The 15,374-nt window shown below is 35.7% G+C and carries 12 protein-coding genes; 8 read left to right on the top strand and 4 right to left on the bottom strand.

Features of this window, described 5'->3' with window-relative positions; translation table 11 throughout:
* Positions 1-956 precede the first annotated feature (956 nt).
* Positions 957-1,586 (top strand): class I SAM-dependent methyltransferase, encoded by a 630-nt coding sequence (locus AC0INN_RS04285; RefSeq protein WP_306611929.1) that lies wholly within the window; start codon positions 957-959, stop codon positions 1,584-1,586.
* 118 nt (positions 1,587-1,704) lie between these two features.
* Here the strand turns inward: AC0INN_RS04285 and AC0INN_RS04280 are convergent, their stop codons facing one another.
* Positions 1,705-2,835, bottom strand: a complete 1,131-nt coding sequence (locus AC0INN_RS04280) for a 1-acyl-sn-glycerol-3-phosphate acyltransferase (RefSeq protein ID WP_306611927.1) — start codon at positions 2,833-2,835, stop codon at positions 1,705-1,707.
* Positions 2,836-3,177: 342 nt separating this feature from the next.
* Here AC0INN_RS04280 and AC0INN_RS04275 point away from each other — a divergent pair, with 342 nt between their 5' ends.
* Positions 3,178-4,041: a helix-turn-helix domain-containing protein gene (locus AC0INN_RS04275; RefSeq protein ID WP_306611925.1), complete on the top strand. Its 864-nt coding sequence runs from the start codon at positions 3,178-3,180 to the stop codon at positions 4,039-4,041.
* Positions 4,042-4,268: 227 nt separating this feature from the next.
* The gene (locus tag AC0INN_RS04270; protein WP_273647750.1) at positions 4,269-4,763 is read left to right on the top strand and encodes a hypothetical protein; all 495 of its coding nucleotides are present in this window, start codon (positions 4,269-4,271) and stop codon (positions 4,761-4,763) included.
* A 62-nt stretch (positions 4,764-4,825) separates the two neighbouring features.
* Here the strand turns inward: AC0INN_RS04270 and AC0INN_RS04265 are convergent, their stop codons facing one another.
* Positions 4,826-6,091, bottom strand: coding sequence for an MFS transporter (locus tag AC0INN_RS04265; RefSeq protein WP_306611923.1), 1,266 nt, complete (start codon positions 6,089-6,091; stop codon positions 4,826-4,828).
* Positions 6,092-6,201: 110 nt separating this feature from the next.
* The gene (locus tag AC0INN_RS04260) at positions 6,202-6,795 is read right to left on the bottom strand and encodes a TetR/AcrR family transcriptional regulator (protein ID WP_306611921.1); all 594 of its coding nucleotides are present in this window, start codon (positions 6,793-6,795) and stop codon (positions 6,202-6,204) included.
* A 189-nt stretch (positions 6,796-6,984) separates the two neighbouring features.
* On the opposite strand from AC0INN_RS04260, the gene AC0INN_RS04255 reads away from it, so the two are divergent.
* The gene (locus AC0INN_RS04255; protein ID WP_306611918.1) at positions 6,985-8,109 is read left to right on the top strand and encodes an endonuclease/exonuclease/phosphatase family protein; all 1,125 of its coding nucleotides are present in this window, start codon (positions 6,985-6,987) and stop codon (positions 8,107-8,109) included.
* Positions 8,110-8,227: 118 nt separating this feature from the next.
* Here AC0INN_RS04255 and AC0INN_RS04250 read toward each other — a convergent pair whose 3' ends face one another.
* Positions 8,228-8,782, bottom strand: coding sequence for an OmpH/Skp family outer membrane protein (locus AC0INN_RS04250; protein ID WP_306611916.1), 555 nt, complete (start codon positions 8,780-8,782; stop codon positions 8,228-8,230).
* A gap of 270 nt (positions 8,783-9,052) precedes the next feature.
* Between AC0INN_RS04250 and AC0INN_RS04245 the strand changes: the two genes are divergently transcribed.
* The 4 genes from AC0INN_RS04245 to AC0INN_RS04230 all read left to right on the top strand — a co-directional run bounded on the left by AC0INN_RS04245 (position 9,053) and on the right by AC0INN_RS04230 (position 15,023).
* On the top strand, positions 9,053-12,067 hold the full coding sequence (locus AC0INN_RS04245; RefSeq protein WP_306611914.1) for a ligand-binding sensor domain-containing protein: 3,015 nt from the start codon (positions 9,053-9,055) through the stop codon (positions 12,065-12,067).
* Entirely contained in the window at positions 12,060-12,674 is a 615-nt protein-coding gene (locus AC0INN_RS04240; RefSeq protein ID WP_306611912.1) for a response regulator transcription factor, read from the top strand. The genes AC0INN_RS04245 and AC0INN_RS04240 overlap by 8 nt, the downstream gene beginning before the upstream one ends.
* Positions 12,675-12,920: 246 nt before the next feature.
* Complete coding sequence (locus tag AC0INN_RS04235; protein WP_306611910.1) at positions 12,921-14,030, top strand: hypothetical protein; 1,110 nt, start codon at positions 12,921-12,923, stop codon at positions 14,028-14,030.
* A 66-nt stretch (positions 14,031-14,096) separates the two neighbouring features.
* Positions 14,097-15,023: a hypothetical protein gene (locus AC0INN_RS04230; RefSeq protein ID WP_306611908.1), complete on the top strand. Its 927-nt coding sequence runs from the start codon at positions 14,097-14,099 to the stop codon at positions 15,021-15,023.
* Positions 15,024-15,374 lie beyond the last annotated feature (351 nt).

The following is a 15,374-nucleotide window of genomic DNA, read 5'->3' as shown; positions in this document are numbered from 1 at the left end:
TCATTGGGTTGTTCTAAAATAGCCTCACATAAAGTGTATTCTATAGAATATTTAGCGGTAGATGATTAATGCCGTATTAAATTCGATATTTTGGAAGAGTGAATGTGATCCGTAGATGAAAATTTGTTCAGGTTAGGATTAAAAGTCTCAAAGACCCTGAACAGGTGTTTAATTTTTTTTTGTGTTGACACATTTTTCATAGAAATTTAATTTTGTTCATTTAGTTTTAACATATAAAGCCTTTATTCATAGGCTTTTCATACTTTTTGATTCTTTATGTCTCATTTTGGTGATATGCTAATGTAAGTTTTTTATTAATACAAACAGCATTAAAATAATATTAAATTATAAGGTTGTTTAATTAAATTAAATATAACAAATTGAGATATTGCAGTTAGTTTATTCATTATAAAGCTTTTAGACCAATATTATTCTCTGCATAACAATAATCACATCAGGGTGAATTTTTTATTAACTGTAAAGCTTTATCACATAACAATATAGTCCAATATGATCTAGTCAATAATTTCAAATTAAAAAGTCTAATAATGGAAATCTATAAATCATTTTATTTTTAAGCTTTATTAATATCATTTTTTCATTTTACGGTGAAACACCCATAATAGAGTAACCTAAATCTTCATCCTTCAACCCTAAATTTCGTTTATCGCATAATTTTATGTTGTTCACATTTTCTTAATTAACTAAAAATAAGGTTTAGATGAAGAATCCTTTCAATTGCACTTAAAGCAAAAACCAGCAAAAAGCTTGTGAGTCTTCAATTTTACTCATTTATATTATCAGGTGAAATTGACAAATCGAGTATTAATAACATGACTTTTGCTTATTCTAGTCAATTGATCATGAATCCATTTTAAGTATATATTCAAAACTGCACTACTCTTTATTAGGGATTAATAATATTTATTTAAATTGGTATCTAAAAATCTAAAATCATGAAAATATTGAAACCCGTTGAGGCATTTGATAAAGCCGCAAAAATATACCAGGATAAGTTCATGGATGTAAGCTTGTTTGGGAACACTTTTAATTTCTTCTGCGATCAAATCGAAGCTGATCGTGCCGATATTCTTGATATTGCCTGTGGTCCGGGAAATATTACTAAATATTTATTGGACAAAAAACCAGAATACAACATATTAGGAATCGATTTATCCTCGAAAATGCTTGATCTTGCCCGAGCCAATAATCCTACAGCAGATTTTCAACTGATGGATTGCCGGGATATTCATAAGCTCCAAAAAAAATTTGACGGAATTGTTTGTGGCTTCTGCCTTCCTTATTTAACACGTGATGAAGCGATCACCTTAATCAAAGATGTCTCCGCATTGTTAAAGCCCGGAGGTGTATTTTATTTGAGTACGATGAAGGATGATTATAGCAAATCAGGATTGATCACATCCAGTTTAGGAGATCAGGTTTACCTTTATTACCATCAGGAAGATTATTTAGCAAAAGCTTTCCAGGAAAATAATTTTGATATGTTGCAGGTAAAACGTTTTAATTCTTCCGATAAAGATGATGTAATGACTACTGACATGGTATTGATCGGAAAACTGAATTGACCTGTGTTATATCATACATGATAAAACTCAGAAGAGTTTGAGTTTACAGGTTTATCTCATTCCCTTTTCGCATTAAAAAAGAATTCTATTTTACAGATTTCAAATATGCTAAAGCCTGCTATTTATTGTATTTATTTTTATTGATAACCGGATTTGCATACATTGCTAAAAAGCTTTGTTTCAGCTCTGCATCGGAAATATCGATACGCATTTCCATTCTTCTCTCGAACAGCATCTTTTCATTTTCCGTATAACATCCGGAATATTGATTGGTCTTATGTAAAAGGTCGTAGGCAATGAAATTTGTTGGCCAGAGTTTATAATTCCGGATAATAGAGTCATCGATTACCTGAGCAATGGCCTGTAGCTGTTTGTTCTTGTTATCAAATTCTGACCCGATTTCATCAAGTTCAGTCCCAAGTACCTTTCCTGCATGCAGGTGAATGCGTTTTTTCTGGCCCAGCACTCCGCTTAGCATTGTTGTAAAATCCTCATCCTTATCTTTAATATAAACTTCATTTCTTGATTTCGCCATAAGTTGCGGCATCTTCAGAACATCTGTAGGATCATATTCATATGAAATAGATAGCGGAACTATTTTCAGACTTTTAAAGAAGTCGGTTAATGACTGCTCCCCTGCTGCCATGGCAAGCATTTTCAGAACTCCTTGTTGTGTAGCGTCATTGCCGTCTTTGGTTCGGCCTTCTCTTTGTGCAATCCATACGGATCGGTTTTCTTTAGTAAGCAGCTCATAAATATATTCGGACATAATCTTTGAACTGTTTAGTTGTTCACGGATCGGCAGTCCACGCTGAACTAAAAAATTACGATTCAGTTTTGCAAGGATATGAAGGAATGATTTCTTTACCAGATTATCCCCAATTGCTGAAGATGTCATTACAAGTCCCTCATCCAGCAATACCAAATTGAGCAGAGAGGTATCGAGAACAATATCACGATGACTGGAAACAAACAGATAAGCTGTATCCTTATCCAGGTCCTCGAATCCGGAAGTACTTAATCCCTCAGAACTTTGCTTCAGGATCTGGCGAACGGTATACGCTATAAAGTGGTGTTGAAAATCGCTAATGGAATGAATATCTTTAAATTGTCCAAGCCAAAATTCTTCGTCCTGATCAGGAAAAGTAAAACGCATCAACGCCTTCATCATAGGATGTTTTGCAACACTCTTCAGAGCATCATTAACTTCATCATCATAAAAAGGCCTGATATCATCAAATTTTGACATATTATTATTTAAAAATTAAACGCACTGCAAAAGAACAAAAAAATATTGACTACGCCCGATGATTCATGTCATAATTGTTATTCGGTAAATTGATTATTGAAAGTTTATGTTTAAAAAGAAAATACAGATTGAAAAACTGACCGGTACAACAAAGCAATATTGACCAATAGTCTTGATTAATTATGTCGAGATAATTTAAAAACAGCTGATAAAATATTGTTTTATTATATTCTCACTTAAAATCAGATTTTCTGATCTATATTTGATAGATATTTAATGGCATGCAAAAAATTCTCTTGATGATAGTGCTACCCATCACGGGACCGGATAAAAAATAAAGTTATGGTAAATGATTATAAAAAATATGACCTGTTTGGTAAGACATTAATGCAAAAAATTGCATTGACCTCACCTTTTAATTATGATTTTCCAGTTACCGAACAGGCGTGTTTTCTATATGTTTTAAAAGGGGAACTACAATATAAGAAGGATAATGATGAAATTAATATACCTACCCATTATTCTTTACTTCTCAATTGTATCACCTCCGGTAAGCAAATCTATCATGCTGCCTCCGAGACTAACTGTGAAGTTGTAATTGTTACTTTTTATCCGGACATACTAAAGAAAATCTACGATCGGGAATTGCCTTTATTACTTCATCCTCCCGGAAACATCATTTCAAATCAATCCAATGAAAAAATCAACAATGAATTTTTAATTCAAAAATATATTGAAGGACTGTTGTTTTATTTTGAGAATCCGTCTTTGGTAAATGAAGATATCCTGATCCTGAAGCTCAAGGAAATTATACTTTTGTTAGCTCAAACCCAAAATGCGGAAGCAATACAAGTGATATTATCACAGCTTTTTTCTCCTACAACTTACACTTTCAAGCAAATCATTGAAGCCAATCTGTTTTCACAATTAACGATCGAACAGCTTGCAGGACGGGCTAACCTGAGTGTGTCTTCCTTTAAAAGAGAATTTTCAAAACTCTATAATGATACCCCTGCCAACTATATCAGAAACAAAAGGCTTGAAAAAGCTGCCGAACTTCTTGCGGTTTCAGATCAGCGCATCACTGATATTGCATTTGAATGCGGATTCAATGATCTGGCTAATTTTACAAAAAGCTTTGGTGAAAAATATCATCAGAGTCCAACGAACTACCGTCAAAAAATAAAAGACGATAACACGATATAATATTCCACTTCCTTATTTCTGTTAAAAATCCTCCGTTATAGCATTCTTAAAACCGGTTTAAGGATGCTTTTTTATGAACCAAAATACCAAACAATTGAACGAAATCGCAAAGCTATTTCTTTTTTTCTGACGCAACTTTGCAATGTTCCTCTTGGGAAAATATTGAAAAAAAACAATTGAACTGTATTTTTTCAAATAAAGGATTTATAAATTAAAAACATCATAAAATGGGACTATCAGGTTTAGGAATATTCCATACGATTATTGGAATTGCTGCCATTGCAGGAGCATTACTATCATTTATTAAATACGGCAAGATCGATCTTAGCAGACTACCGGGAAAAATATATTTTTACGGAACCCTTATCACCTCACTTACAGCATTGGGAATTTCGAAGCATGGAGGTTTTAATGCAGGACATATTTTTTCCATCTTTATCATCGTTTTGGTGTCTGCCGCATATTTTCTTTTTTCAAAAAAGCAAAACAGTAACAGAGCACGGTATTTTGAAAATTTCTCACTCTCTTTCAGCTTTTTTCTGTCACTCGTGCCTACGGTTAATGAAACTTTTACCCGTGTTCCATTAGGACATCCATTGGCAAAAGATATCAGCGACCCTATTATAGGAAAAACATTGGGCGCGCTCTTTATTCTGTTTCTCGCGGGTTCGGTATACCAGTACATCAAACAAAAAAGAGCTAATCAACAAGTGTCATTCTAAATTTCATTCTTTGCTTAAAAAAAATGTTCGGAAAATCCGAACATTTTTATTTTGCATTGTATTTACTCCGATAAAGGAACAGTATCTTCTATGGGAGCTTTATCAACGGTTTTCTTTTTTGCTAAATTGTCCACTCTCCACATTAAGAAGATACCTAATATAGAAATAGCAACGATCACATATCCCACTATATTATAGTGCTCTAAGGGAGCCCCTTTACTTTTTTGGGTAACGATCACGCCTGCAACCGCTGCTGCTATTCCACCTGCTATTTGCTGCAGAGAAGAGTTAATGCTCATGAAAGCGCCACGGTCCTGTAAATCCGGAATGGCACTCGTTAAAGCTGAAGAAGGAATCATACGGCTCATAATCCCGATCATCATCAGGATATTAAATATCATCACCAGCCATAACGGAGTTACGGAAAGGTTAGTATAAAGCACGCACATCCCCATCATCCATACTGAAGCTATTGCAAATATTTTAAACTTGTCTACTTTATCACTTAATTTTCCGATCACAGGCATGATCACCAATGAGCTAACCCCAGAAACCATAAATAACATAGGAAGCTGTTCATTGGTAAGCCCAAGGTTATTAACTGCAAACGCACTTCCGAAAGGCATCATCATAAAACCTCCGATGGAAAGCAAAGCTGTAGCTGCAAACCCTACCCTGTAATTACTTTTTGCAATTGTATGCCACAAATGCTGAAAAGCAGATTTATCCCGTTGTACCGAAAGATGTTTGTTTACAGGCTGCAATTTCAGGAAAATTAAAACAGCAATAACGACACTCAAAGCCGCTACCATCCAGAAAGGTGCTTCCCAGCCCCATTTATTAGCCAGATAAAGCCCGATAGGCACCCCAAGAACCTGGCTTCCTCCGAAGCCCATCTGAATAAATCCCATTACCCTACCTCTTTGTTGCAGCACAAACAAATCAGTTATAATAGCCATAGAAATAGAGCCTATCACTCCTCCAAAAAGACCTGTAATAATTCTCGCGGCGACCAGGGCCGCATAAGACTGTGCCATACCGCAAAAAATAGTTCCGATAATAAATCCGATATAAAAAAATAGTAAAAGCTTTTTCCTGTCAAATCTGTCGGCAAAACCCGCCGTCAGCAATCCTGAAACTCCCGCACTGAAAGCATAGGCAGAAACGGCAAAGCCAAAAGCTGAAGGTTTTAGGCTAAGTGATTTCATGAGCATATCGCCCAGTGGAGACATTACCATAAAATCCAATATTACCGTAAACTGGGTAATTGCTAAAATAAATATGACAAACTTCTGATAGCCCGTAAAGGGCAAAGGTTGTTGTTCCATAATTTCTTTAAAGGTAAATTAAGATTCCGGGAGTCGTCAGTTATGACCAAGCTCCTAGCATCCTTAGTTTGATTAGTTTTTGTGTAAATAATAATGTAATAGAAATTTTATCACTTCTTTTTTAAAGCTTTTACGACAAGATCAAATGTCTGCCATAAAATTTCGTCCGTCATTTTAAAGGATTTTCCGCCAAGACTTTTTCCTTCATTATGGAACCTTGCTAAAGAGTACATGGGTGAAAAAGCAACCGACCAGTATACTTCAAAAGGCATTGGGCTGAGTTCACCTCTCTTTATTGCATTGTCCCAGAATTTCCCTAAAGTCTCCTTAAATCCCCGTAAAAAATGATGAAGAAATTCTTCCTGGTAGCTTGAATTCCTCAATTGCTCAAAAAACAAATGTTTGTCAGGATGAGTGGTCATGTAGCCATACCGATTTCTCCACTGTACCCGTAAGCCTTCTTCAAAATGAGCTTCAGGATCAAAATTATTTAGAATAGCATCAGACATTGTTTGCCCCTCTTCTTTGGCAATCGTTAAAATTAAATCATCCCGGTCTTTAAAATACAGATAAGGAGTAGCAACAGAAATCTTGCAGGCCTTCGCAAGTTTATTCATGCTGAATCCCTCCAGTCCGTTTCTGATGATCATTTTAATCGCTTCTGTCTTAATGAGCTCTCTTTTATCACCTTCTTTTAAACGCATGAGTAAAGTTCTAAAATTTCAGGCTGTAAAATTAATGAATATTTATTAATTAATAAATATTATTTTCCTTAAAAGTTAACCTATACCTCAAATTGTACATAAATCTATGTTGATTAAATTATCCTTGTCAACCAAAAAATATTTATTTTAGTAAAAAAAGAACACCAAAACTAAACTTTAAAATACAATATGAAAAAAATAAAAATATTACTGCTATGCTCACTGAGCATGATAGCTTGTTCTCAGGAGGAATCCAGGCAAAATCTGCTAAAGAATTCAAATAAAAAGACGGAAAACAAATGGTCGTCCACTGCTACTGTAAAAGAACTGAAACTTTTCCAGATCAACATATGGCAGGAAGGAACCTCTGTAACGGGAGGCTATGATGCTATTGTCAATGAAATTGTCCGGTCGGATGCTGATTTTGTATTTCTCAGCGAAGTCAGAAACTATAATAATGTCGACTTCACGAATAAACTGGTTCAGTCACTTCATTCCAAAGGGTATACCTACTATTCCTTCCGTTCAGATGATTCGGGGATATTATCCAGGTATCCGATTATTGAAAACGCTTCTGTCTACCCGGTGAGTAATGATCACGGCTCAGTTTACAAACTGGTCACTAAAATTAACGGACAGCGCATCGCTGCTTACACCAGTCATCTGGATTATACTCATTATGCCTGTTATCTTCCTCGTGGGTACAGTGGGACGACATGGTCGAAACTACCCAATGGTCCAGAAACCAATCTCACAAAAATATCGGAAATGAATCTTGCATCTTATAGAGATGAAGCTATCTCAGCGTTTATCTCCGATGCAAATACAGAAAAAACAAAAGGTTCCATAGTATTTCTGGGAGGAGATTTTAATGAGCCTTCTATGTTTGATTGGGTAAGTAGTACAGCCAACTTATATGATCATCATACCGTAGTTTACGAATGGGATACCACCAAACTCCTGAATAATGCAGGTTTTAAAGACTCATACCGCATGATGCATCCTTCTCCCGTTACCCATCCCGGATTCACCTACCCCTCCGATAATCCGGCAAAACCCGTCAACCAGTTAACATGGGCTCCTGACGCAGATGAAAGAGAGCGGATTGACTATATTTTCTTTATGCAGGCTCCCAATCTTACTTTAAAAAGCTCCCATATTATAGGCTATAACAAGTCTATTGTAAAAAATATCCGTACTCCGGAGAATACCCAGGATTCATTTGTTCCTCCTATAGGTATCTGGCCTTCGGATCATAAAGGAGTGTTATCCACCTTTGAGCTGGTTACGCAAAACGGAACAGGTAATCGATAACTTAAATGTGAGTATCCCAAAAGATAGGAACCACGAAGGCATACTGCATTATGGTAACCAATAGCTATAAAAAAAGCCTGTGACTGATCCAGGCTTTTTAATTTTTATATCTCTAAAGTTATTTTTTTCTTTTAGGTGTTTCTTTCACTTCCACCACAGGGGTTCTATGTAATAAGATATCTAAAACTCTCTCAGTATAGTCGAACTTTTTCTCAAGGTACAGAACATTATTATATCTCTTATCGATCACAGCACCTAATGCTTCTTTCTCAGAAATGGTTTCCATTGCATTGTGAATCTGTTCTTCAAAAGGTAAAACCATATTGGCCTTCAGCTTGTTGATTTCACCGGTACTTCCGAATCTTAAACTGGTAGTCGTTTTAATGTTTTTCTCTAAATCGAATACTTCTTTTTCTCTTCGTTTTAATTCTTCTCCTACCAATAATACCCTATCGTTTTCCAATGCCGATTTTTTCTTTTCATATTCCGACTGTATACTCTGAAGCTCACTTTTCCATGTAGCTATCTGGGCATTAAGCCTTGCTTCAGCCTCTTTATAATCTGGCAGCTTACTCAATATCACATTGGTATCTATAACACCGATCTTCTGAGCCTTACTTAAACTGAAAAGCAAAAATAATATAAGGGTTAGTGCAATTTTTTTATTTCTCATTGGGAACTGTTATTACATTCTATATTGATATTCTAGCGGAAAATTATATAAAAACATTTAAAATTATATTTATCAACGCAGATTTAGCGCCTCTATTGTCCTTACAGGTAAGTATCAACATTTTTTATATCAATAGCTAAAATTCAGCTGTAAAAATAAAATAATTAAATAAACTTTATCCAAAATTGTTAATTAAAGTTTTTTTCACCTACTATTGGTTTATTATTATCTATTCCGCTATATCTTTGTTTTATTCGTAAAAAATAAGATTTGAATAAAAATATACTATTAATTTTCATATTTATTTTTGTTAAGGTCTACAGCCAGAAATACAACATCGAGTTGTATAATACCGATAACGGACTCCCGCAAAACAGTGTAAAAGACATTATAAAAGATAAATATGGATTTATATGGCTCACCACTGAAAATGGAATTGTACGGTATGATGGCGCTCAGTTTCTGGTCTATAAAAATTTCCCGTTGAGCAGTCAACGTTTTACATACTTCTATGAATACCCAGAAAAAGACAGTATTTTCACAGCCGGTGATTACGGGAAAACCATCCTTCTGCGTAATAAAATTCCACGGGTAACAAATTCTTTGAAACAATTCCCTACAGTAGTATCAAAAGATAATACCGGTTACCTTTTGTATTGTTCCAATTATAGCTATACCCGATATCCCGGCATCAAATTTTACATGAACGATAAGGATGGAAGGTATTACATCAAAGAAAACAGCCTTACCTTTACCAGTTTTCGCTCGAAACCTGAAGAAACGCTCAAAATTAAAGCCATCTACAAAAATATTCCCAGCATTTTTACAATCAATGAAATCCTGTTCTACATCAACTTTACCACAAATAAAGTAGAAAAAATAGAAAAAGGAAAAATCACAAATTCCTATCAGGTCCCTTTGCTAACTGACAAGGATAGTAAGATTTTCTGGAGCAGAATAAACAATCAGCTTTTCGTGTTAAGCCATAATAAGTTTTACCTCTGCACCTATGAAAAGGAACAATTTATCATATCCGAGATCGTCCAAATGGACAATATAAAAAATGACAACCTGATCAGTGTATATTATGACAAACGGTACAAGAAACTTTATCTCGGGAGTAGTACAGAAGGATTGCAGGTTATCAATCTTCATGATTTCACTACCGTCAAAGGATCTTCGCCGAAAGCAGAATCCGTTTTTTATGCTACCCTTCCTTACGACAGCACTTCGGTCATTAATCCCTTTGGTGAAATCTACACCCGTAATGGAATGGTCCGTGAGAAGCATTTTAAAAATACAGCTCCTTTTTTTATGGCATACGACCGGCATGAAAACCTTATGATACGAAAAGACCGGGATTTAAGGATCTATAAAAAATCAAATTCGTACAGGGACTTCACTGTTTTAAAAGAGTTTTTTTTAAAAGATTTCTTTTTCGATGCAAAAAAATCTTATGCATTGGTTGCAAAACCCAAAAAGAATAGTGTTTCTGAATTTAGTGGAACATTTGAGATATACAAAGACAACTCCCTGCTATCTTTGGAAAGAAGAATTGTATTGGATAGTGAGCCTACCAAATTTTTAAAGGTCGATCCTGATCATATTTTAGTCGGTACGGTAAAGGGTTTATACAATATCCGGTTGAGCACAAACCAAATACATCCGGTAATCGCTGACCAGGAATTGTCTATCCGTAATATCATAAGGTCAAAAGACGGTAACTTGTGGATCACAACTTTGGGAAAGGGATTTTATTTACTAAAAAACAACAGGCTTATCAGGATGCCTTATGATGCTGATGGTAATATTTCATCTCCTCATACCATTCTCGAAGATCAAAAAGGTTTTTTCTGGATCCCTACCAATAACGGCTTATATAAAGTTCATGAAAGCCAGCTTCTGAAATTTGTTCAGGCCCCGGATTCTAACGTTAATTATTACAGATTTTCAAAAGATTCGGGTTTCTTCACCAATGAATTCAATGGTGGCAGCAATGTAAGTGGCAATAAACTTAAAAATGGGGATTTTGTGCTACCTTCTCTGAATGGATTAGTATTTTTTAATCCCTTAAAAATCGAAAGTTACTACCCTAAAAACCTCTACATCGAAAGAGCACTGATAGATAACAAAGAAGAGTCCTTTCATAAAACTCTTTTTCTTGAACAGAAATCCAGCAGATTAGATCTCTTTATAGATGTTCCTTATTTTGCAAATCCCGACAATATTATGATAGAAGCTAAAATTATGGGGCTTCCCAACGCAAAATGGGAATCCATCGGGAAAGACAGGAAGTTTTCCATTTCCAATCTGAGGTACGGGAATTATTCTTTCATTGCAAGAATGCTTGTTTCCGATAAGGGAAAATACATCTATAAAAAAATCAACCTCATCGTAAGGCCTTATTTTTATCAGACCTTATGGTTTAAGATAGTGATGATATTATTACTATTCTTTGTGTTGTACCTTCTTCTCAAATGGAGGATCCGGTTTTTGCAAAAGAAAAATCTGGAACTGGAAAAAATTATCACCGTACGTACCGAAAAACTTTCCGCTACCGTCGAAAAGCTTGAAACAACAAAAATTCAGCTTCATAAGGAAATCGAGCAGCAAAAAAAACTGATCGGTACCATAACACACGATATTACCACTCCTGTAAAATTTATTGCATTAACTGCAAAGGAAATATTAGGGAATAAAGAATTCAATCAACAACGGACTGAAAAAGTGCTCGCTTCAATTTATAAATCCTCCGATCAGCTGTATAATTTTACGGCAACGCTCAAAGAGTATGCTGATATCTACAGCCACCACAGAACCGATAAAACGGAAACATACTCTCTGCATGATCTGATCACAGAAAAAATAGTGCTTTTCAGTACCATAGCTGAAAGCAATCATACATCCATTATTAACAATGTCGATCAAAAAATACACACCCGGATCAGTAAAAATATTCTGGCAGCCATTATCCATAATCTTCTGGATAACGCAGTAAAATATACAAGAGGAGGAACCATAACCATAGATGCTTTTACCGAGTACAGAAGCATTATTTTAATTGTAGAAGATACCGGTTCAGGAATGGATCAGCAAAAAATAGATTATTATGAAGAGCTTCAGAACAACATCGAAAATGAAAAATTATTACTCCAAAAATATGGGATGGGAATCCATCTGGTGCTACAACTACTACAAATGATAGAAAGTAAAATAATCTTTACCAGAAACAAGACAGGGGGAACTACCTGCCGATTGATTTTAAAAAATAAAAAAAATGATTAAATACATTCTTATAGCTGATGATCATGATGTGGTTCTTACGGGAACAAGCCTGATACTGGAGTCCAGAATCCCTAATATATCCGTTGATCAGGCAGAAGATTACCCGAAAACTCTGGAAAAAATCTCCCAGCGAAAGTACGACCTGATTATTCTTGATATCAACATGCCTGAAAGTAAAAATAAAAAAATGATTTCTGAAATTAAAGAAATCGATCCGGATGTAAAAATATTGATATTTTCGGCCTATGAAGAAGAGATTGCCGTACAATACATAAAAGAGGGAGCCAACGGCTACCTCAGTAAACTGAGCAAAGTGGAGGAAATATCAGAAGCAGTAATCAGGATTTTCCGTGAGGGCTACTACTACCCTTCCGGTATTGTTAATCAATTACTACAGGACTCTCCGCTAGATTCCATAAAGAGGCTTTCGGAAAGAGAATATCAGATTTTTATTTTAATGGTGAAGGGATATGGAAATTTAGAAATTTCCAATGAGATGAACATTCAGATGAGCACCATAAGCACCTATAAAAAAAGGATCCATAACAAACTGAAGACCAATCATCTTGCAGATCTTATTAAACTTTATCAAAATTATACTTCCTGAAGTAAAATTTGCAAACACTGACAACTGACTCTTTTAGTTCTGTTTGAAAAAGAGTTAGTGATCCTGAGAATCGTGTAGAAAATTTTCTACACGATTCTTTATTTCATTCTACAGTCCATTACAGGCTCTTGTGGAAGTATTCCTATAATTTTACGCCTTGTAAATGATACTTTAATATCACGGACTTTTCCTGTTCTGATATAGGATTATTGACACATCAAAACCATAACCATAAACATTTAATAAATGAGTAAAAATTTTATCCCACTAGTATTATTCTTATCAACTATCACCTTTGCGCAAACGGGAAATGTTGGAATTAATACGGTAACCCCTGGCTCTACATTAGACATTAACGGATCGGTAGCGGCAAGTTATAAGACAGTTAATACGGCATCTTACAGTTTAACCGCCACTGATTTCCATGTATCATATAATGGTAGTACGAATACGACATTTAGCCTTCCTCCCGCAATTAATGGCACCGGAAATTTTAAAGGACGTATGTATAGGATTGCCAATAACAGTAATTTTACGATAACCATAAGTTCTGCTTTACCTGAAACAATTAATGGGAATACAAATATTCTGATCCTTCCCAATCAAAGTGCACAGTTGATCAGTACAGGACTTACCGGAGCAAATTCCACATGGGAAAGCATAAGTGGAGTAACAAATACGGCCAGTAACGGTCTAAACCTTTCCGGGAATGATGTTAAGTTAGGAGGTACCCTTTCCCAGGCTACAGACATCGTTACTACCGTAGGAAATAATCTGAGTATCACCGGTACCGGTAAAGTTTTATTAGGATCCAATACGATCCCGGCTGGTGCGGCTGATGCTAAAATTGTTATTGATAATGGCACAACAAACGGAGCGCTGCAGATTAAGGATGGAACACAACAATTAGGCTATGTATTAACCAGCGACTCTAATGGATTAGCTACCTGGTCATCTACTGTTACTACTGCGTTTGCCAATAACTGGACTTCTTATACAGGAACACTGGTAAATCCTTTCACCGGAACCGCAGGTGGAGATAACCTAGTCACAGGGATATCCGTAAACATCCCTGCAAAAGGATGGTATTTTTTTCGTTCAGGAATTACAATCACATCTACATGTAATGATTACTGGTTTTACATCGATGGTATAGGAGAAGTCTGGAAAGCTTATTGTGGGACCGCCAGCCCTGACCCCATTAATTTTGTACCGAGAGATCAGACCAGAGTATTGTACTTCGCAGCTCCTGGTATTTATCCCATAGTTGCGCATAAAACCAATCTTGTAGTACCAACAGGATTTAATGGCGGTAACCCTTCTTTTTACTTAGATTTTGTAAAGTTCCAAAATTAATACAATGAACTTTCAGTCCGTAAAAAGAACAACAGATCTAAGTACCATTTAAAAACAACAATTTATATGAAAAGAAATTCAATTTTCCTGACTTTACTTGCCGCCATGAGTAGCACTCTGAGCTATTCGCAAACAGGAAATGTGGGTATCAACACTACCACTCCCGGGAGCACACTCACTGTGAACGGTTCATTTGCCGCTACGTACAGATCCGTTACAGCAAGTGGAAATGTCGCCCCTACGGATTACTATCTGGCCTACAGCAGCAATACGAACGGAACTTTGACGCTACCTGCCGCCATTACTGGTTCCGGTAACTTTGCAGGAAGAACCTATCATTTCAAAAATACAGGAACAGCCGTATTATCTATTGCAGCCAACGGAGCAGAATTAATCGACAATCAAACAGGAGCAGGCGTTGGCACTGTTAATGTTCCCGCAGGTTACTATGCATTTTTTATAAGTAAAGGAACAACGACAGGAACAACATGGGAGCTTATTTTGCTTTCAAGCTCTGACAGCTTGCCCGCAGCCACCACCAGTTATCCGTTTTCTACAGTAAGCACCACAAGCAGACAGGATCTTACCGCCAGCGCCGGTCCTTACATCAGAAGGGAAATCAATTATCCTCAGGGAACAGTAATCAACACGGGAAATGTACTGAATATCAGTAACGGTCGGTTTACTGCACCTTCAAACGGATATTATATGTTTTATGGTTCCACCCAATTTGATAACGGAAATATTCCGGGTACACCAAGTTTCGACTGGGTTGTATTGTATCTTATGAAAAACTATGCGGTGAGCACAGACAATATTTTGGTACAATCTTTCCAACCTGCTCCGGGTACACTGACGGGAAGAAATGTATCGTGTATCACGTATCTTAATAAAGATGAAACCGTAAGCATGGCAGCCGCCGCCGGAGTAACCGGCAGTCCAATATACCAGGTTGTCGTAAGCTCCTTTTACGGATATAAAATCGCGAATTAATTTATACAAAACCGCGGATAGATTCTAATAACACAACTGAAACTTAAACATGTAGAAATCCCTCATTTTACAAGGTTTCTTATTAAAAAACGACTGTCTCATTAGTAGACAGTCGTTTAATTTAAATCTCTTTATGGTGAAAATTTAACACTTATTGTGCAGTACCTTCAATTTATAATCTTAAATTTATTGACTAATCCTTAAAATAAATCAATTATGAATAAAACATTAACAGATACTTCATGAAATTTAACAAATAAAACTAAAACATAAAAAAATATGACTCCGTGAAAAAAATTTCACATTTAGTTTATTCTAAATTTTATAACCCAAAATAACAACCATGCCATA

It is taken from the genome of Chryseobacterium subflavum (assembly GCF_055762745.1).
Note: the sequence above shows the minus strand (reverse complement) of the source record. Positions and strands in the feature narration are given on the sequence as shown.